Genomic DNA, 19,093 nt, shown 5'->3' with positions numbered 1-19,093 from the left:
AGAATAGAAAAGCGATTTACGCTTTTCTATTCAGTATTTTCTCGTGTTACTCCACCAGAAATGAGTTGGTAGCATGTATATTACTTCAAGGGAAAAATCAATCATAGAATTGATCATAAAAACTTCAGGAAAACATACAGCCTTATCCATTGCGACACAATTGAATGTTAGTGTCCGGACGGTTCAACGCGATCTGAAGTCCATAGAAAAAATCCTGCAATCATTCGAGTTGCATTTAACACGCAATACACATGAGGGACTGTCCATCGACGGGAAGAATGAACAAGTCTTTCGGCTTGTACAGCATCTGATGGGCAATCATCCGATCGATCAAACGCCACAAGAAAGAAAGCTGCATCTTCTTTTAGCTTTACTGCAGGAAGAATCGTATAAAACTCAAGTTCTTGCGGGGGATCTCGCTATAAGCATTACGACTCTTACAACCTATTTGGACGAACTGACCGAATGGTTAAAGAATTTTAATATCGTGATTACCAGAAAAAGGGGAGTCGGAATAGAGCTAGCCGGCACCGAAGAAAATAAACGGAAAGCCCAGGCAGCCTATTTCTTGCACTTCTTTAATGAAGAACTGATTGAAAGTTTATTTTTGCTGCAAGAAGGAAAATTCCCAGAAGCGAAAATCCTCGACTATTTCGATCCCGAATATCTTCTGGCTATCGACGGGGTGCTGAACTCAACTTTTAACAGTGCCCACTCCCGATTGGCGGATAGCGGGTATATAGGGTTAATTGTACATATTTATGTAACCCTGCAAAGGAATGAAAGCCAATATTTTTTGGAGAAGGACTTCAATAAAATAAGCGAACTTTCCGATGAGAATAATCTCATGAATAAAATAGGCAAGGAACTCAGCACCATGCTGGAAGTTTCTTTTACCATCGATGATATAAGCTACCTTGCAGCCATCCTTAAAGGCTCCAAGCTTCATGCGGCTGATGCCGTTCCCTATGACAGTGTATTGCTTGGCCAGCTGATAAGAAACCTGATAAAAGATGTTTCGGCACAACTGCAAATCAATTTGACCAAGGATTTCCCATTGTATCAGGGGCTCCTTGCCCATATGGAACCATCGCTTTTCCGAATCAAACAGGAAATGGGATTGTACAACCCATTAACCGAAGATATTAAGCGAAAGTACCCGGTTCTCTTTTTGGCAGTGAAGACCAGTCTGGAAAAGGGATTCAAAGAAATAAAAGAATTTCCTGAAGATGAAATAGCCTTCATCGTCCTTCATTTCGGATCTGCATTAGTGCTGCGGGAGGAAGAAATATCAATAAGGGCACTCATCGTCTGCCCGACAGGTATCGGTACGTCGAAGATGCTTGCAAGCCGGATCAAAAAGGAAATCATCGAAATCGAGACTGTAGAAATCAAGACGATTAAAGACATCCAGCAGCAGGGCAGTCTGAAAAACTATGATGTGATCATTTCTACCGTCCGGCTTCCGTATATCGATAGTGATTATATCCTTGTATCCCCTCTATTGAGTGAAGAGAATATTTTGAACATCAGGAATTATTTAAGGAAGAATATCGAAAACTTCACGAAGAATAAGCGTTATGGCATTCAGTCAGCCGATAAGGATACCGTGACCAAAAAAGAGGATGGCGAACTGAAAGAAGTGCTGCAGGAATTGAAAGATACCCAGCAGAGCATCGAGTCGATCATGGATAATTTCCGGTTTTATCGGCTGCCGCATCGGAAAGGACATCCAGAAATCATCGAAGAAATGGTGAGGGTGTCTGAAACGGAAGAACTGCTGATGGGTGCCGATGATGTGGTCAGATCCTTGAAGGAACGGGAAAAAAAGGGCGGTTTAGGCATTCCCGGCACGGGAATGGGCCTGTTCCATACGAGACATAAGAATGTAAAAGAACTGATATTCCAGGTGGCCCACCTGGAGGAATATCGTCTGGTCAAAGGTATGGACGGTAATGACGTCCATATGAAAAATTTACTGCTGATGCTGGCACCTGAAGAATTGAGTGTGAAGCAGCAGGAAATCGTCAGCTTAATAAGTTCAAGCTTAATTGAAAGCAATGAATCCATCATGATTTTTTCATCTTCGGACGAAGAAATGATTAGAAGAAGGCTGGAAGCCATATTTTTGGATTATTTATATACTAACTTGATAAAGGGATGATTGTAATGAAACAAGCAGTACATTTCGGTGCAGGAAACATTGGAAGAGGATTTATCGGAGCACTTTTTTCACAATCTGGATATCATGTGACATTTGTAGATATAGCTGATCAAATCATCGATCAGTTAAATGATAAAAAGCAATATCAAGTCAAACTGGCCACTGATCAACAAGAATCAGTCACTGTGAAAAATGTTTCGGGTTTAAACAGTTTAAAGCAGGAAGAGGAAGTCATTAAAGCAATTTCCGAAGCAACCTACCTCACCACTGCTATCGGACCCAATATTTTGCCTCATATCGCTCCCTTAATTGCAAAAGGATTAGCATCAAGAGTGAAGGAAACCGATGAAAAACTATATGTGATCGCTTGCGAAAATCAAATATCGGCAACAGACCTATTAGAAGGCTACATTCTGGAAAACCTGGATCAAGCTACGAAGGAAAAACTAGCCGATAAAGTCTACTTCTTTAACTCAGCAGTCGATCGCATCGTTCCTATCCAAAATAACGAAGGATCACTCGATGTTTTGGTGGAACCTTATTATGAATGGGTCGTTGAAACGAAGGAAAGCATACCTGCCGTTGAAGGGATGACCATTGTAAAAGAACTCGCCCCATTCATTGAGAGAAAACTGTTTACCGTTAATACAGGACATGCCGTCATTGCTTACCTCGGTTATCTCAAAAATAAAAAATCAACCATAGACCAGTCATTGGAAGACGCGAGCATTGTGGAGCAAGTCAAGAAAACCCTAGGCGAAACGGGCGCCTATTTAATAAAGCAATACGGTTTGGATGCAGGTGAGCATCAGCAGTATATCGAAAAAATCATCAATCGTTTTAAAAACTCCTACCTTAATGACTCGGTGAATAGAGTCGGACGTTCACCGCTCCGTAAACTCGGGCCAAACGACCGTCTAGTGCGCCCTGCCGTAGAAGCAAAGAAAGCCGGCCTATCCTACACTAATCTGGCGAAAGCGATAGCGGCCGCTTTACTCTTTGATTTTAACGAAGATGAAGAAGCCCTTAAACTGCAAACGATGATCAAAGAACACGGTGTAGCTTCAGTACTTAAGGAAGTTAGCGGATTGGACGAGAATAGCGAAATAACCGAAGAAGTCATCAACCACTACAACAACTTGAAATAAAAGCAGAAGAACTCCTGAAATCTTTTTCAGGAGTTTTTTACTTAATCAAAAAGCCAATCTATAGAAGGAACTGGCATCCGATAATCTATAAAACTCAAAAAAAACCTTGTAAACAGTAATCATTACGTTTTATAATGGGAGACAGTCAAGACAAGAGAGAGTGTTTTAAAGTATAAATCGTAATCGTTTTGATTTATTGGCCGAAAAGGGCTGAAAGAATGGATTGAAAAAGGAGGATTCATACAATAAATCGAGAATTTGGTGCATTATTTAATAATTTGGTGCTATTGCAAGAGATTTAGAGCTATTATTCACGAATTTAGAGCTGTTACTCATGAATTTAGAGCAAATACTCGTGAGTTTGGAGCAAATACTCGTGAGTTAGAGCAAATACTCGTGAGTTTGGAGCAATACTCGTGAATTTAGAGCAAATACTCGTGAGTTTGGAGCAAATACTCGTGAGTTTAGCACATTTACTCGTGAATGAATATTTACTCTCGAGGAGGATTACATAGTTTGATTTCGGATAAGCAATCGGCGATGTGTTATGTCGTTTGTCATGATGGTAAAGCTGCAATCTAAATCGTAATCAATGCGATTTTAAAACAGCCAATAAAAATAGTTGAGGTAATGGGGGAAATATATCGTGTTCAGAAAATGTAAATTGATTTTTATTGTATGTTTATCATTCTTTCTTTTGGCTGCTTGTTCCACCGAGTCTGCGAAGGATCAAGCGGGAGGGAAGAAAGAAGTGAACTTGCTTTTTAATTTTGCGACTAGCTCGCTTGATCCGAATGTTGATACTAGTTATGTGTCGCTTAGGGCTGGCATCACTGAGACATTGGTCCATCTCAATGATGAGGATTTGACCATCGAACCTTGGCTGGCGAAGAGCTGGGATAGCAAGGATGGTCAATTATGGAATTTTGAATTAAGGGAGGGTGTGACGTTTCAGAATGGAAAGCCGATGGATGGCAAAGCGGTGAAGGCTTCCTTGGAGAGGGCGATGAAAGATAGTCCGGCGATCAAGAATGCTTTGCGGATTGAGTCGATTGAAGCGGACGGGAATGCGCTGACCATTAAGACGGAGGTTCCTTTTCCTGAGTTTCCTTCTGAATTGGTTCATCCAAATACATCGATTATTGATGTGAAGGAAAGTGACTATATAAACAAGCCGATAGGAACCGGGCCATTTGCCGTTTCGAAATTCATACCAGGTACGGCTGTTGATTTAATCCGATATGAGTCTTACTGGGATGGAGCCGCAAAGCTTGAGAGAGCCAGGTTTTCGTTTAATGAAGATGCCAATGCACGGTCTCTTGCCCTTGAATCGGGAGACGCTGATATTGTTTTCCGTCCGGAAGTGGAAAGCCTGGAAAATTTAGAGGCGAAAGATGGTGTGAAGGTTGAATCGACATCGACTTTCCGCGTACATCAAATGACGATGAATTTGGAACGTAAAGCATTGCAGGACATACACGTCCGGAAGGCGGTTGATGCCTTGATCGATCGTTCATCCATTGCGGAAACGATTTTACATGGTCATGCAGAAGTGGCGACGGGGCCATTCCCATCCACTTTCTCTTTTGCTCCGGATTATCCGAAAAAAGCGAATGGAATGGAAGCCGCTAAGGCGTTTCTTGATCAGGCGGGATATAAGAAAGTGGATGGTGTCATGCAAAAAGACGGTAAACCGTTAACGTTTACACTGCTTACATACAGTTCACGTGCCGACCTGCCGTTAATTGCCCAGGTTTTTCAATCGGATGCCGGTCAGTTGGGGATTGATGTGAAAATCAAGCAAATAGAAATCCCTGAAGAGTATATGGCTTCCAATCGCGATTGGGATTTAACGACCTACAGCAATTTAACGGCTCCGAGAGGGGATGCCGGTTATTATTTAAATGCTACTTATCATCCAAAGGGTGCCTTGAACTTCAGTGGGGCTGATGATGATCGCCTGACGTCCCTGATTGATGAGCTGAACGTGACGGTCGGGCAGGAGGAGCGCTCGGATTTAGCTGAGGAGATTGCGATGTATGTGGATGAACAAGTGTATAATTCATTCATTTTACATCCGAATACACTTGTTGCTTATGATGCCGATAAAGTTAAAAACTGGATCACTTCGAGAAGCGAATACTACATGCTGACGAATGAATTGGATGTGAAGTGAATGCTTCGCATCTTAGTCCGCCGATTCATTGAGGTCGCGATTTTTGTTCTTGTGATTACATTCATCTCTTTCCTTTTTGTTAGGCTTGCTCCTGGCGACCCGGTTCTCTCGATACTTCAAGTGGATGATGTGTCGGTCACAAACGAGCAAGTCAATGAGCTTCGTGAAGAATTAGGGTTCAATGATCCGCTGTTCGTGCAGTATGGCAATTGGTTTGCGGACTTTATCCGGTTGGATTTCGGGCATTCCTACCTGACGAATCAGCCTGTGATGGAAATGATCATGAGCGGGCTGCCTGCAACACTTGAGCTGGCGGTTGGTGCATTGCTTGTCATGCTTGGTATAGCGATTCCGTTAGGTTCGCTTGCTGCCTTGTACAGGGGGAGCTGGATCGATCAATTCAGCCGGGCCGTTTCTTTATTGGGGGCAGCCATTCCTAGCTTTTGGCTGGGGCTGCTTTTGATAGATTTATTTGCGGTACGATGGGGAGCCCTTCCAACGATGGGCAGGGACGGGTTTCGTTCTTTGATTCTGCCGTCGGTCACGCTGGGGCTGGCCATCACAAGTGTGTACGTCCGTTTGCTGCGTTCGAGCTTGATAGATTCCCTCAGTCATGATTTCATCAGGGCTGCCCGATCTAGGGGGATTTCAGAGATGCGGATATTCTTTGCCCATGCATTTCGTTATAGCTTGCCCCCGGTCATTACCGTATTCGGCGTCAGCCTTGGCAGCCTGATCGGCGGTGTAGTCGTGATCGAAGTTATTTTTGCCTATCCGGGCATAGGTAAGATGGTCGTGGACTCGATTCGGTCGCGGGATTATCCAGTCATCCAAGGGTACCTGCTGGTCATGGCCATCATTGTATTCATGGTTAATAGTGCCGTGGATTTATCTTATCGTTATTTAAATCCGGAGCTAAGACTGAAGGAAAGGAAACATGGAAAATGGAGTTAGTTATCAAAGAAAAATCCAAAAGGCGCTGGAGAATGACCGTCCTATTTGCGGTGATGGCGACAGTCCTTGCCGTTGCGGCTTACACCTTTCTTATTCTGAAACATGATCCGGCACTGGTCAATCTGGAAGAAAGGCTATGGCCGGCGAGCATGGAACATCCGTTAGGGACGGATCATCTAGGGCGTGATGTATTGACGCGCCTTCTGCTTGGCGCACAGCTGACGGTTGGCTACGGCCTCTTATCTTTGTTTGCCGCAGTTATCATCGGCGTCCCGTTCGGGATGATTGCCGGTTTTAAAGGAGGTCTGATCGATCGGGTCTTCATGCGCATGGCCGACGCGTTTCTCGCCTTCCCAGATACGATCGTTGCCATTGTTCTTAGCGGTTTATTAGGTCCGGGAATCGAAAATCTCCTCTTGGCGATCGTTCTGGTGAAATGGGTGAATTATGCCCGGCTTGTGCGAAGTACGGTGATCACCGAACGTCAGAAGGAATATGTCACAGTTGCTAAAATCAATGGATTGAGTTCATTTGGGATCATGCGGAAGCATCTATTTCCGCACCTAATCGGGAATGTGCTTGTCCTTTCTAGCCTCGATTTAGGAAAAATCATTTTGCTCATATCTTCCTTATCATATATCGGGCTCGGTGCGCAGCCGCCGGCACCGGAGTGGGGGGCCATGCTGAATGATGCCCGTCCATATTTTCAATCCAATATGTTGCTGATGATTTACCCAGGGCTCGCCATCGTATTTGTCGTCCTTTTAACCAACATGCTCGGTGATTATTTGCGCGATGCATTCGATGTGAAAAAGGAGGTGGGATCATGAGCATTTTATCCGTGAGGCAGCTGCATATCATGGGAAAGCAAAATCATATCGTCAAGGATCTTTCATTAGATGTGCAGGAGGGTGAGTGGTTCGCACTTGTCGGACAAAGCGGGAGCGGCAAAAGCATGACGGCCATGGCAATATGTCAGCTGCTTGCACCCAATCTTCAAGCAAAGGGGGAGATATGGTACGGGGAAAAGAATTTATTAACCCTATCTTCCTCAGAAATCAGGAAGGTTCGCGGAAAGCGCCTGGCCTATATTTTTCAAGATTACCAGGGTTCATTCACACCGTTCCTTACCATCGGTCAGCATTTCGACGAATATCAGCGTACACATTTGAATCTTTCCAAAAAGGCAAGGAGGCAGCAAGCGGTCAATGCGCTCATATCGGTGGGCCTGAATGACGATATCTACGGCAGATACCCTTTTCAATTAAGCGGCGGTCAGCTTCAACGCGTATCCATTTCAATGGCCCTGCTGCTTGAACCTGATATCTTGATAGCGGATGAACCGACCACAGCCTTGGACAGTGTATCTTCCTTTAAGGTTTTACAGCTATTATCAAAGCTCCAAAAAGAAACCGGATGTGCAATCTTGTTCATTACCCATGATTTACGTCATGTCAGGAAGTATGCGGACCGCATTGCGGTCATGAAAGACGGGTCCATCATAGAGACCGGTGATAAAAATCAGGTATTGAATCATCCGCAGCATGCTTATACGAATGAACTGATTCAATCATCGCCATCATTGAGGAGAATTCCATTTAAGCTTGAAGGAGTGTCAGGATGAGTTTATTAGACGTGCGAAATGTCCATAAAAGCTATGATAACGGAGTGGAAATACTAAGGAACGTGAATTTCAGCATGGAAAGGAAGGAATGCCTCGGGTTAGTGGGGGAGAGCGGCTGCGGAAAAAGCACACTGGCAAGACTCATCCTTCAGATTGAATCTTTTGACAAGGGCAGCATCCTATTTGAAGGAACCGAGCTGCAAAACAAAAGCGAACGCAGTTTAAAACCGTATCGCAAGAACATCCAGGCCGTTTTGCAAAATCCTGCATCGGCTTTGAATCCAAAACTAAGGATAAAGGATTCACTAATGGATCCATATCTTCAATTTGGCAGCCAGGTCAATTTGAAATATTTTACGTATACAAGTGAAGCGAACTTTATCGGACAGCTCCTGGAAACGGTGGAGCTTCCAAGGAGTTTTGCTGAACGTTACCCGCATGAGCTAAGCGGCGGACAAAAGCAGCGGGTGACCATTGCACGTGCAATCAGCATCGAACCGGCCCTCATTATATTGGATGAACCGGCTTCAAGCCTGGACGTGCTGTCGCAAGCGGCGGTGCTGAAATTGTTAGGCGGGCTGCGGGAGACTTTGGACACTTCCTACCTTTTTATTTCTCATGATCTATCGGCTGTACAGGAGATGAGCCAACGGATCATGGTGATGAAAGGGGGTGTTATTGTGGATTCATTCGAAAAAGAACAGCTTTTTTGCAGCGATCGCCATTCATACACAAAAGAACTGATTTCGATGTTTGAATAATGAAGTTTGAGTTTTAAATCGTAATGATTTCGATTAAGTTGCAGTTTGATACTTAAGGAGGAAGTAAGGTGAACCATCGATCATATTTGGCCTTGGCCATTCCTCTGACCATATCGACGATAACGACGCCATTGATAGGCGCGGTGGACACCGCTGTTGTGGGTCAGTTGCCAAACCCTGCTTATTTAGGCGGCGTAGCTATAGGTACGGTTATATTCAATACCTTATATTGGCTGTTTGGTTTTTTACGTGTGAGCACTTCGGGATTTGCTGCACAAGCACTTGGGGCAAACGACGGAAAGCAAGGCGTTTTAGCCTTTTTAAGGCCTTTTATACTGGCGATTGTTGTAGGGGGAGGTTTCATCCTGCTTCAGGGGCCAATTGAACAGGTTTCCTTAACACTGATGAATCCCAATGCTGATGTTCGAAGATATGCGGCAGAATACTTCAGCATTCGAATATGGGGAATCCCATTCACTTTAATGAATTACGTCATCTTGGGATGGCTGATGGGGATGTCCAAGATCAAGGTTTCGCTAGTTTTACAGGTGTTCATGAACCTGATGAACATTGCCTTGGATTTCCTATTTGTTCATGGATTCCAGTGGGGTGTGCCAGGGGTAGCGATTGCGACCCTCCTTTCGGAAGTGACCGCCTTTTTCATTGGACTGATTCTTATTGTGAAAGCGTCGCCGCATCGAATGGAAATGCCCCCGTTGAAAGAGATGTTCGACCCTTCATCCATTAAGAAAATGATGTCGGTGAATCGGGATTTATTCATCAGGACGCTTTGCCTGTTGGCAGTTTTTAATATCTTCACGGCAAAGGGGGCCTCATATGGGACGGAGATATTGGCGGCGAATGCCGTACTCATCCAAATTCACTATATGATGGCTTACTTCTTTGACGGGCTCGCAAATGCTTCAAGCATCCTTGTTGGAAAAGCGATTGGTGCGAGAGATAAGCACTTATATAAAAAGACCCTGATCCTGTCGTTGCAGTGGGGTGTTCTGTCCTCCATGTTGCTCGCTGTCAGTTACTATTTATGCGGTGATGCCATCCTAGCACTTTTCACAAGGATACCAAGTGTCATCGAGCTGGCAAACATTTATGGAATCTGGCTTATTTTGTTTCCTTTAACGGCCAGTGTAGGCATCGTTTTCTACGGTGTTTTTACTGGGGCAACAGAAGCTGCCCCGATTCGTAACTCGATGATTTATTCCTTGATTGCCTTTATGATAACACTTTATATTTTTGTCCCGGCCTATCAAAACCATGCATTATGGCTGGCCTTTACAGTATTCAGCCTAGGACGTTCGGTATTTTTGGCATTGTATATACCACGGTTAAGCGAAAAAATATTTCCAAATAGGAGTGTGCGCCTTGAAAACGATCAAATGGTCTAGAAATCAGGAAAAAATCATTCATACATACATGGATACTTATAAAATTTTACTAGAAGAAGATGATTTATCACCAAATAACGAAATCATCAATCGCGTTTTGACCGAACTGGTTTCGATGATATCGAAACCTTTGGACCAGCATGTGGCAGATGAAATTCTTAACCATGATGAAATCCGATCGATTCGGGATACCATGCTTGAAAAGCTGACGATTGCTGAAACGTTGATGGAGAATCATTATGCCGAATTATTCGTTGGCCGTGTGAACTCCCTGGATGACTTCCGTTCTTTCATTTATTGGGATAACTACAAAGAACTGATTCAAACGGAAATCAATGAATTGAATAAGGTGAAAAATGATATTCGATCATTTGCATTTGTAGGGACGGGACCTCTGCCATTAAGTCCTTTGCTGCTAAAACGGGAGTTGAGTGCGAAAATGACATGTCTCGATATTGATGAACAAGCCCATTCACTTGGCCGGCGCATCGTCCAAGAACTGGATAAAGAAGGGGATTCAGACTATATTTTGAATGATGGCGCCCTTCATGACTACACGGAGTTCGACCTGGTGTGGATTGCCAGCCTGGTTCCTAATAAAGAAGAAATACTGGAACGGATATATCAGACAAACCCTGATGCAACCGTCGCAATACGGTCGGTGGACGGCATTCATCAATTATTATATGAGCCCGTTGATGCAACAAAATTCAGTAAGGTGGCATGTGAGGAAGTCGGGAGAACCATTGCGGATTCTTTCATCATCAATTCAACCATTTATTACACATTTAAATAGTGGCACCATGGAACGAGTTGCTTCGGCAATTCGTTTTTATTTAGGGAAAAAAGAAATTCCAATAAACTTACTTGACATTATAAGCTTATGAAAATATAATTACTTACATAAAGTAACCAACAAAAAGGAGAATTCATACATGAATAAAAATGATGCAGGTCAAGTTTTTTTAAGGGTGATATTAGGTCTTACTTTTTTCATTCACGGCGTTTCAAAGTTTCAAGGGGGCATAGGAAATACGGCCGGATTTTTTGATAGCCTTGGCATTCCTGGCTTCATGGCATACATCGTTGCAGGAATCGAATTGATCGGAGGACTTGCGGTTATACTGGGTTTGGGAACACGAATCGTATCCGTCCTATTTGCGGTCATTATGGCGGGGGCGATTTTCACGGCTAAATTACCTGCCGGTTTTCTAGGAAACGGGCAAGCAGCGGGTTACGAATTGGACTTGGCACTGCTTGCGATGTCTGTCTATCTAGCGTGTGCCAACCGCACGGTTCTTTCTTTGGATCATGTGATTTTCAATAAAAAAGGGAAGTGACAATATGGAGAAATTTCACCAAAAACCAATTACATTTGTTGGCGAAGTCAGTATAAATGTTTTGGATTTGAATAAGGCCATTCTGTTTTATCAAGAAATCATCGGTCTTCAAGTATTGAAGAAAACCGACCGGCAAGCTGTTTTGACGACAGACGGAAAAAACCCGTTGCTGATACTTGAGCAGCCTGCGGATGTGATTCCGAAAGAAGGGCGGACGACGGGCTTATATCACTTTGCCCTGTTGCTGCCGAGCCGTGCCGACTTATCGATTTTTTTACGCCATTTACTTCAAACGAAATATCCATTTGGAGCGGCGGATCATGAAGTGAGTGAAGCGCTGTACATTACCGATCCGGATGGAAATGGCATCGAAGTATACTCTGACCGGCCATCAGCTGATTGGAGATGGGCCGGCGGGGAGGTCGAAATGGGCACGGATCCGCTGGATGGGAATGACCTGCTGAAAGAAAGCGATGGGGAGTGGAGCAAACTGCCTGCAGGTACCTTGATGGGGCATATACATCTGCATGTAGCGGATTTACGTAAAACGGAGGAGTTTTACATGCAAGGTCTTGGGTTCACCGTCGTGAATCGATATGGAGGAGCGCTCTTTACTTCAACCGGCGGATATCATCATCACATCGGATTGAACACATGGAATGGCGTTGGTGCCCCTGCCCCGAAGGAAAATAGTGTGGGGCTAAACTGGTATACACTCGTTTATGCAGATGAAGAAGCGAGAAACAAAGTAACGGAGCAACTGGAAGGAATCGGGGCTGTCGTCACGGAAAAAGAAGGTTTTTTCGCTGTAACAGATCCATCAGGCAATGAGATTCATTTAGTGGTCTAAATGATAAGAATAAAATAGAAAGCAATGGTGAGAGGATAATGGGATTCTTAAGCAGATTATTTGGAAATAAAGAAGCCGCGGCAGAAGAGAATGGGAAAATGACAAAAGTGTTATTCGTGAAAGTGAACGATCGTCCTGCAGATCAGGCAATCAGCTCGAAAATGTATGACACATTCTTACAAGCATATAAAGAGACACACCATGCGGATGAAGTGACCGAGCTGGATTTATTTAAAGAAGAGCTTCCTTACTATGGAAATACGGCGATTACCGGACTATATAAACGCAACCAAGGTCTTGAACTGACAGCTGAAGAGGAAAGTGCCGCAAAACTGGTTGACCAATATTTAAATCAATTCATGGCCATGGATAAAGTGGTATTCGCTTTCCCTCTATGGAACTCAACGGTTCCTGCACCGTTAATCACCTATCTTTCTTATTTGGCACAAGCCGGTAAAATGTTCAATTATACGGCGGAAGGTCCTGTCGGGTATGCTGGAGATAAAAAAGTCATGCTATTGAATGCCCGCGGTTCTGATTATGCATTAGAAGGAATGGCTTCCGCTGAAATGGCCGTGAGTTTAGTGAAAAATATCATTGGGCTATGGGGAATCAACAATCCGGAGACCGTGGTCATTGAAGGCCATAATCAGTATCCGGATCGGTCACAAAAAATCATCGCGGATGGTTTGGAAAACGTTGCAAAAGCGGCTGAAGCATTCTGATTGCAAAGCGAAAAGAATAGCAGGCAAAGAAAGGCCTCCATATCAATGGGGGCCTCCTTTTGTGCAGGTATGGTGTTATTTGACCTGATACTTTTTCAAACGGTATTGAAGGCTTTGGCGGCTAATATTCAGGGCCTTGGCTGCTTGGGAGATATTCATGCCATGTTCCTTCAATATCTTCTCCAAGTATTGCTTTTCAGTATTGGCGATATAATCATCAAGAGATAAGGTCGACTCCTGTAAATCTCCATTTGCTTGAGTCTCTTTTCTTCCGGGATGAATGTCTTCCAAATGGGCTTTCTTCCTAAATAGAGCCGGAAGGTGGGTGATGGCAATCTTTGCATCGCCAGGTTCCATTAAATTCATGGCCCCCTCAATGATATGTTCAAGTTCCCTTACGTTCCCGGGCCAGTCGTAATCATAAAAAAGCGAGTAGACTTCTTCGCTGATCCCTTCTATATTCAATTCGAACAGCGCATTGAATTTCTCGATGAAGGATTGCGCCAGCAAAGGAATATCCTCTTTCCGTTCACGAAGAGGCGGGATGAATAACGAAACGACACTTAATCGGTAGTATAAATCCTTTCGTAAATGGTCATTTGAAATGGCATCTATCGGATCTTCATTTATCGTTGCAATGACCCTAACGTCAATGTTCTTATCTTTAGTATCCCCAACACGGCGAATCGTCCTTTCTTGAAGGGCCCGTAATAATTTCGCTTGCATGTTCGGATTTAATGAGTTGATTTCATCTAGCAGGATGGTACCGCCCTGTGCCTGTTCGAATAATCCAGGCCGTTCGATCGATCCGGTGAAGGCGCCTTTCTTTGTGCCGAAGAGTATTCCTTCAATTAGACTATCTGGCAGGGCAGCACAGTTTTGGCTGATGAAAGGTTGTGTCGAACGGCTGCTGCCATTATGGATGCTTTGGGCGAAGAGCTCTTTTCCGGTGCCCGTTTCCCCAACGATGAGGATGGAGGATGCCGTCCTGGTCGAGCGCTTGCACTTTTCTATGACTTCCAGGAAATTTTCACTCGTTCCGATGATGCTGTCAAAGGTATATTTGGTATCGCCCTTATTCAATATATTATCTTTAATGATTCTTTCCAGATTCGTTATATCCTTTGCCACTTCAATGGCCCCGATGATATTTTGCTTTTGATCCAAAATCGGAAACGTATTATTGATTGTTGTAATTTCCTGACCAAGATTATTGAAGTAGGTCTGCTTCGAGTTCTCGGTTGTCTTCCCCGAATGAAGAGCCCTTATTAATGTACTCTCCGTTTCTTCCTTGAATTTAAAGATTTCGTGAATCTTCTTCCCTAACACTTCTTCTGAATCCATTCCTTCGATTTCTGCCATTTTCTTGTTATATACAATCGTCCGCCCCTTTATATCGATTATATGTATCCCTGTATCGATTACATCCACAAGCGAATAGAGGATGGATTGGAAACCATCTATTTTAATGATTTGATCTAAATTCATGAATGCCTCCCGTTTTTCTTCTTTTCTTAGAGTTATTGTAGAGGAATTGAAGCAAAGGCGCAAATAAAATTTGCACAGCAAGATTATTTTGCATTGAAGTGCAAAAATATTTTGCAGAAAAAGTTCAAAAATGCTGTTTTTTATGGTTTTTCTAGTTGGCATGAAATTTGCATTAATAAAAAGTGTAAGGTTTAAGCGACAAAAATAGGGATTAGAGCAAAAAATAATGGCATACTATGTCAATTTTGCCCTTGAAGTGCTGAATTTCATTGCGTTTTTAAAGAAAAAACATAATTTTTTCGAAAAAATGAAAAGTTGGCACGGAACTTGCTTGTTAAATAAGGGAGAAGTAAAAACATAAATTTAGGGAGATGAGACATAATGGTCCAAACATATAAACACGAACCATTTACTAATTTTAAAATCGAAGAAAACAATAAAGCTTTTCAAGCGGCATTGAATGATGTAGCTAATGATCTAGGGAAGAAATATCCGCTGATCATTAATGGTGAAAAAGTGTTTACTGATGAAGTCATTACCTCTGTAAACCCAGCAAATAAAGAAGAAGTTATCGGAACCGTATCCAAAGCAAATAAAGATCTTGCAGAGCAAGCGATGCAAGCGGCAGATAAGACATTCCAAACTTGGAGAAAAACGAAAGCGGAAGTGCGTGCAAACATTTTATTCAGGGCTGCAGCGATCGTTCGCAGAAGAAAACACTATTTCTCGGCTCTATTGGTTAAAGAAGCAGGGAAGCCTTGGAATGAGGCGGATGCAGATACAGCGGAAGCGATCGACTTCATGGAATACTATGCACGTCAAATGCTGAAGCTTAAAGACGGCATGCCAGTGGAAAGCCGTCCGATTGAACACAATGCTTTCAATTATATTCCGCTTGGTGTCGGTGTCATCATCTCACCTTGGAACTTCCCGTTTGCGATCATGGCAGGCATGACGACGGCTGCTCTTGTTTCAGGTAATACAGTCTTATTGAAACCGGCCAGTACAACACCGGTCATTGCAGCTAAATTCATCGAAGTGCTGGAAGAAGCGGGCATGCCTGCAGGAGTTGTGAACTTCATTCCAGGAAGCGGTGCCGAAGTAGGCGATTATTTAGTAGATCATCCTCGTACACGTTTCATCAGCTTTACCGGATCTCGTGATGTCGGTATCCGTATTTATGAGCGTGCGGCAAAAGTACATGAAGGCCAAATCTGGTTAAAACGTGTCATCGCTGAAATGGGCGGTAAAGATACGATCGTTGTTGATAAAGAGGCTGATCTGGAATTGGCGGCACAATCAATCGTCGCTTCTGCATTCGGATTCTCCGGTCAAAAATGTTCTGCTTGTTCACGTGCTGTCATAGTGGAAGATGTATATGACCAAGTCTTGAATCGTGCCATTGAATTAACGAAAGAAAAAACGATCGGGGAACCAACAGATCTAAACAACTTCATGGGTCCGGTCATCGATCAAGCAGCTTACGATAAAGTCATGAGCTACGTTGAAATCGGTAAAGAAGAAGGGAAAATTGTAACAGGGGGAGAAGGAGACAATTCAAAAGGTTTCTTCATCCAGCCAACTATCATTGCCGATGTGGATGAGAACGCACGTGTGATGAAAGAAGAGATTTTCGGACCGGTGGTTGCATTCTGTAAGGCAAAAGATTTCAATCATGCAATCGAGATTGCCAATAATACGGATTATGGATTAACGGGTGCAGTCATCTCTAACAACATTGAACATATCGAACAAGCGCGTGAGGATTTCCACGTAGGTAACTTGTACTTCAATCGCGGCTGTACTGGTGCCATTGTAGGATACCAGCCATTTGGCGGATTCAATATGTCAGGTACGGATTCAAAAGCGGGCGGTCCTGATTATCTAGTTCTTCACCTTCAAGGTAAAACAACATCTGAAACGCTATAAATTTTAGGGGGAATCAACATGACAACTTTAACGGAAAAATTAATCGAGCAAACAGAACAATATGGTGCAAACAATTATAATCCACTTCCAATCGTCATTTCGAAGGCAGAAGGAGTTTGGGTGGAAGATCCTGAAGGCAACAAATATATGGATATGCTTAGTGCCTATTCAGCAGTGAACCAAGGCCACAGGCATCCGAAAATCATCGACGAATTAAAAAAACAAGCTGATCGCGTAACATTGACATCCCGTGCATTCCATAGTGATAAATTAGGACCATGGTATGAAATGGTTTCACGCATTACGCAAAAAGACATGGCACTGCCTATGAATACAGGTGCTGAAGCCGTTGAAACAGCCATCAAAGCTGTTAGACGCTGGGGCTATGATGTTAAGGGAATCGCAGAAAACCAAGCTGAAATCATTGCTTGTATCGGGAACTTCCATGGCCGTACGATGGCAGCCGTGTCCTTGTCATCCGATGATGAATATAGAAGGGGCTTTGGACCGATGCTGCCAGGGATCAAGCTTATCCCTTACGGCGATCTTGATGCATTGAAAGAAGCGATTACACCGCAAACGGCTGGATTTTTAATCGAACCGATTCAAGGTGAAGCGGGAATCATCATTCCGCCACAAGGATTCTTAAAAGAAGCTTACGACTTATGTAAAGAAAATAATGTCCTATTCGTTTCTGATGAAATTCAGTCAGGACTTGGACGTTCAGGAAAAATGTTCGCCTCTGACTGGGATGGAGTAGTTCCTGATATGTACATTTTAGGTAAAGCGCTGGGCGGCGGGGTTTTCCCAATCTCTTGCGTAGCTGCGAACCGTGAAATCCTTGGCGTATTCAATCCTGGTTCCCATGGTTCTACATTCGGCGGCAATCCATTGGCATGTGCGGTTTCCATCGCTTCATTGGAAGTCCTTGAAGAAGAGAAGCTTGCGGAACGTTCATTGGAGCTTGGGCAATACTTTATGGATAGTTTAAAAGAAATCAAGAATCCAATGATTAAAGATATCCGCGGTCGAGGCTTATTCATCGGAGTCGAATTAACAGAAGCAGCAAGACCATATTGTGAGCAGCTTAAAGAAGAAAAACTGCTATGTAAAGAAACACATGATACAGTTATCCGTTTTGCTCCGCCATTAGTGATTACTAAAGAAGACTTGGATTGGGCAATCGAACGCATCAAAAAAGTTTTATCCTAATATACCTATGAGGTGAATTCCATTGAGTACAACAATCAAAGAAGAAAAAGAAACTGCCAGCTTGCTTGATTCAACACAGGTCGTAATCAAGGAGGCGCTGGATAAGCTTGGCTATTCTGAAGAAGTGTTCGAGCTTTTGAAGGAACCTCTGCGGATGTTGACCGTCCGGATTCCAATTAAGATGGATGACAATTCGACGAAGATTTTCACTGGATACCGTGCCCAGCACAACGATGCTGTCGGTCCGACGAAAGGCGGAATCCGTTTTCATCCTGAAGTCGATGAGGAAGAAGTCAAGGCACTTTCAATGTGGATGAGTTTGAAATGCGGAATCGTGAATCTGCCATATGGCGGAGGAAAAGGCGGCATCATCTGTGATCCGCGCCAAATGTCAATCGGTGAATTGGAAAGGCTTAGCCGTGGATACGTTCGGGCAATCAGCCAAATAGTGGGGCCGACTAAAGATATCCCGGCCCCGGATGTTTATACGAATTCACAAATCATGGCATGGATGATGGACGAGTACAGTAGAATAAGAGAACACGATTCTCCTGGTTTCATTACAGGTAAGCCACTGGTACTGGGCGGTTCACACGGCAGGGAAAAGGCGACTGCACAAGGTGTCACCATCTGTATCGAGGAAGCGGCAAAGCGTAAGGGCATAGAATTGAAAGGTGCACGCATCATCGTCCAAGGGTTTGGGAACGCAGGAAGCTTTTTAGCCAAATTCATGCATGATGCAGGTGCGAAAGTGATTGGCATATCGGACGCATATGGTGCCATCTATAAACCTGAGGGTCTGGATATCGATTACTTACTTGATAAAAGGGATAGCTTTGGAACAGTAACGACACTATTCGATCATACAATCACCAACCAGGAGCTTCTGGAACAAGATTGTGATATTTTAGTGCCTGCCGCCATTTCCAATCAAATCACCAAAGAAAATGCCCATCTTATCAAAGCCCAAATTGTCGTAGAGGCCGCGAATGGGCCTACCACATTGGAGGCAACCAAGATCTTGACGGAACGCAATGTGCTTCTCGTACCTGATGTATTGGCAAGTTCAGGCGGTGTGACAGTTTCTTACTTCGAATGGGTTCAAAATAATCAAGGTTATTATTGGGAAGATGAAGAGGTCCAAACCAAATTAAAAGCGTTATTGGTCAACTCATTTAATCAAATATATGAAATGTCCGAGACGAGAAAAGTGGATATGAGGCTGGCAGCGTATATGGTGGGTGTCAGAAAAATGGCAGAAGCCTCGATATTCCGCGGCTGGGTATAAGCTAAAGTCTAATAATGGGGAGTGGAGG

16 protein-coding genes are annotated in these 19,093 nt (G+C 43.6%); 15 read left to right on the top strand and 1 reads right to left on the bottom strand.

Annotated elements, in window-relative coordinates; all coding sequences use genetic code 11:
- Window positions 1-73 precede the first annotated feature (73 nt).
- From MKX49_RS18745 to MKX49_RS18690, 12 genes are all read left to right on the top strand, one after another.
- Window positions 74-2,164 (top strand): BglG family transcription antiterminator, encoded by a 2,091-nt coding sequence (locus MKX49_RS18745; protein ID WP_340877303.1) that lies wholly within the window; start codon window positions 74-76, stop codon window positions 2,162-2,164.
- 5 nt (window positions 2,165-2,169) lie between these two features.
- Window positions 2,170-3,312, top strand: coding sequence for a mannitol-1-phosphate 5-dehydrogenase (locus tag MKX49_RS18740; protein WP_340877302.1), 1,143 nt, complete (start codon window positions 2,170-2,172; stop codon window positions 3,310-3,312).
- Window positions 3,313-3,958: 646 nt separating this feature from the next.
- Window positions 3,959-5,488 (top strand): nickel ABC transporter substrate-binding protein, encoded by a 1,530-nt coding sequence (gene nikA / locus MKX49_RS18735; RefSeq protein ID WP_251541907.1) that lies wholly within the window; start codon window positions 3,959-3,961, stop codon window positions 5,486-5,488.
- Complete coding sequence (gene nikB, locus MKX49_RS18730; RefSeq protein ID WP_048683199.1) at window positions 5,489-6,442, top strand: nickel ABC transporter permease; 954 nt, start codon at window positions 5,489-5,491, stop codon at window positions 6,440-6,442.
- Window positions 6,433-7,272 (top strand): nickel transporter permease, encoded by an 840-nt coding sequence (gene nikC / locus MKX49_RS18725; RefSeq protein WP_445670134.1) that lies wholly within the window; start codon window positions 6,433-6,435, stop codon window positions 7,270-7,272. The genes nikB and nikC overlap by 10 nt, the downstream gene beginning before the upstream one ends.
- Complete coding sequence (locus tag MKX49_RS18720) at window positions 7,269-8,066, top strand: ABC transporter ATP-binding protein (protein ID WP_323596622.1); 798 nt, start codon at window positions 7,269-7,271, stop codon at window positions 8,064-8,066. The genes nikC and MKX49_RS18720 overlap by 4 nt, the downstream gene beginning before the upstream one ends.
- Window positions 8,063-8,827: an ABC transporter ATP-binding protein gene (locus MKX49_RS18715; RefSeq protein ID WP_323596621.1), complete on the top strand. Its 765-nt coding sequence runs from the start codon at window positions 8,063-8,065 to the stop codon at window positions 8,825-8,827. Before MKX49_RS18720 ends, MKX49_RS18715 begins: the two co-directional genes overlap by 4 nt.
- A 68-nt stretch (window positions 8,828-8,895) precedes the next feature.
- Complete coding sequence (locus MKX49_RS18710; RefSeq protein WP_340877298.1) at window positions 8,896-10,233, top strand: MATE family efflux transporter; 1,338 nt, start codon at window positions 8,896-8,898, stop codon at window positions 10,231-10,233.
- Window positions 10,211-11,029, top strand: coding sequence for a nicotianamine synthase family protein (locus MKX49_RS18705; RefSeq protein WP_340877297.1), 819 nt, complete (start codon window positions 10,211-10,213; stop codon window positions 11,027-11,029). The genes MKX49_RS18710 and MKX49_RS18705 overlap by 23 nt, the downstream gene beginning before the upstream one ends.
- A 139-nt stretch (window positions 11,030-11,168) precedes the next feature.
- On the top strand, window positions 11,169-11,573 hold the full coding sequence (locus tag MKX49_RS18700; RefSeq protein WP_260358432.1) for a DoxX family protein: 405 nt from the start codon (window positions 11,169-11,171) through the stop codon (window positions 11,571-11,573).
- Window positions 11,574-11,577: 4 nt separating this feature from the next.
- Window positions 11,578-12,423 (top strand): VOC family protein, encoded by an 846-nt coding sequence (locus MKX49_RS18695; protein WP_323596618.1) that lies wholly within the window; start codon window positions 11,578-11,580, stop codon window positions 12,421-12,423.
- Window positions 12,424-12,461: 38 nt separating this feature from the next.
- The gene (locus MKX49_RS18690; RefSeq protein WP_340877295.1) at window positions 12,462-13,148 is read left to right on the top strand and encodes an FMN-dependent NADH-azoreductase; all 687 of its coding nucleotides are present in this window, start codon (window positions 12,462-12,464) and stop codon (window positions 13,146-13,148) included.
- 75 nt (window positions 13,149-13,223) lie between these two features.
- Here MKX49_RS18690 and MKX49_RS18685 read toward each other — a convergent pair whose 3' ends face one another.
- Window positions 13,224-14,636, bottom strand: coding sequence for a sigma-54 interaction domain-containing protein (locus tag MKX49_RS18685; RefSeq protein WP_340877294.1), 1,413 nt, complete (start codon window positions 14,634-14,636; stop codon window positions 13,224-13,226).
- A 381-nt stretch (window positions 14,637-15,017) separates the two neighbouring features.
- Here MKX49_RS18685 and pruA point away from each other — a divergent pair, with 381 nt between their 5' ends.
- The 3 genes from pruA to MKX49_RS18670 are packed head-to-tail and all read left to right on the top strand — an operon-like array spanning window position 15,018 to window position 19,065.
- Window positions 15,018-16,565: an L-glutamate gamma-semialdehyde dehydrogenase gene (gene pruA / locus MKX49_RS18680; RefSeq protein WP_202316598.1), complete on the top strand. Its 1,548-nt coding sequence runs from the start codon at window positions 15,018-15,020 to the stop codon at window positions 16,563-16,565.
- A gap of 18 nt (window positions 16,566-16,583) precedes the next feature.
- Window positions 16,584-17,777, top strand: a complete 1,194-nt coding sequence (locus MKX49_RS18675; RefSeq protein WP_034309472.1) for an ornithine--oxo-acid transaminase — start codon at window positions 16,584-16,586, stop codon at window positions 17,775-17,777.
- A gap of 22 nt (window positions 17,778-17,799) precedes the next feature.
- Window positions 17,800-19,065: a Glu/Leu/Phe/Val family dehydrogenase gene (locus MKX49_RS18670; protein WP_048686806.1), complete on the top strand. Its 1,266-nt coding sequence runs from the start codon at window positions 17,800-17,802 to the stop codon at window positions 19,063-19,065.
- Window positions 19,066-19,093 lie beyond the last annotated feature (28 nt).

The organism is Peribacillus sp. FSL M8-0224, assembly GCF_038003055.1.
Classification (GTDB): domain Bacteria; phylum Bacillota; class Bacilli; order Bacillales; family DSM-1321; genus Peribacillus; species Peribacillus frigoritolerans.
The sequence above is the reverse complement of the archived record's forward strand: the minus strand, read 5'-3'. Positions and strand labels throughout refer to the sequence as shown.

Bases quoted from the DNA above. Each gene is read 5' to 3' on its own strand.
- MKX49_RS18695 (WP_323596618.1), top strand. From the start codon at position 11,578: ATGGAGAAATTTCACCAAAAACCAATTACATTTGTTGGCGAAGTCAGT.
- nikC (WP_445670134.1), top strand. From the start codon at position 6,433: ATGGAGTTAGTTATCAAAGAAAAATCCAAAAGGCGCTGGAGAATGACC.
- pruA (WP_202316598.1), top strand. From the start codon at position 15,018: ATGGTCCAAACATATAAACACGAACCATTTACTAATTTTAAAATCGAA.
- MKX49_RS18715 (WP_323596621.1), top strand. From the start codon at position 8,063: ATGAGTTTATTAGACGTGCGAAATGTCCATAAAAGCTATGATAACGGA.
- MKX49_RS18685 (WP_340877294.1), bottom strand. From the start codon at position 14,636: ATGAATTTAGATCAAATCATTAAAATAGATGGTTTCCAATCCATCCTC.
- MKX49_RS18740 (WP_340877302.1), top strand. From the start codon at position 2,170: ATGAAACAAGCAGTACATTTCGGTGCAGGAAACATTGGAAGAGGATTT.
- MKX49_RS18720 (WP_323596622.1), top strand. From the start codon at position 7,269: ATGAGCATTTTATCCGTGAGGCAGCTGCATATCATGGGAAAGCAAAAT.
- MKX49_RS18745 (WP_340877303.1), top strand. From the start codon at position 74: ATGTATATTACTTCAAGGGAAAAATCAATCATAGAATTGATCATAAAA.
- MKX49_RS18690 (WP_340877295.1), top strand. From the start codon at position 12,462: ATGGGATTCTTAAGCAGATTATTTGGAAATAAAGAAGCCGCGGCAGAA.
- MKX49_RS18700 (WP_260358432.1), top strand. From the start codon at position 11,169: ATGAATAAAAATGATGCAGGTCAAGTTTTTTTAAGGGTGATATTAGGT.
- MKX49_RS18675 (WP_034309472.1), top strand. From the start codon at position 16,584: ATGACAACTTTAACGGAAAAATTAATCGAGCAAACAGAACAATATGGT.
- nikB (WP_048683199.1), top strand. From the start codon at position 5,489: ATGCTTCGCATCTTAGTCCGCCGATTCATTGAGGTCGCGATTTTTGTT.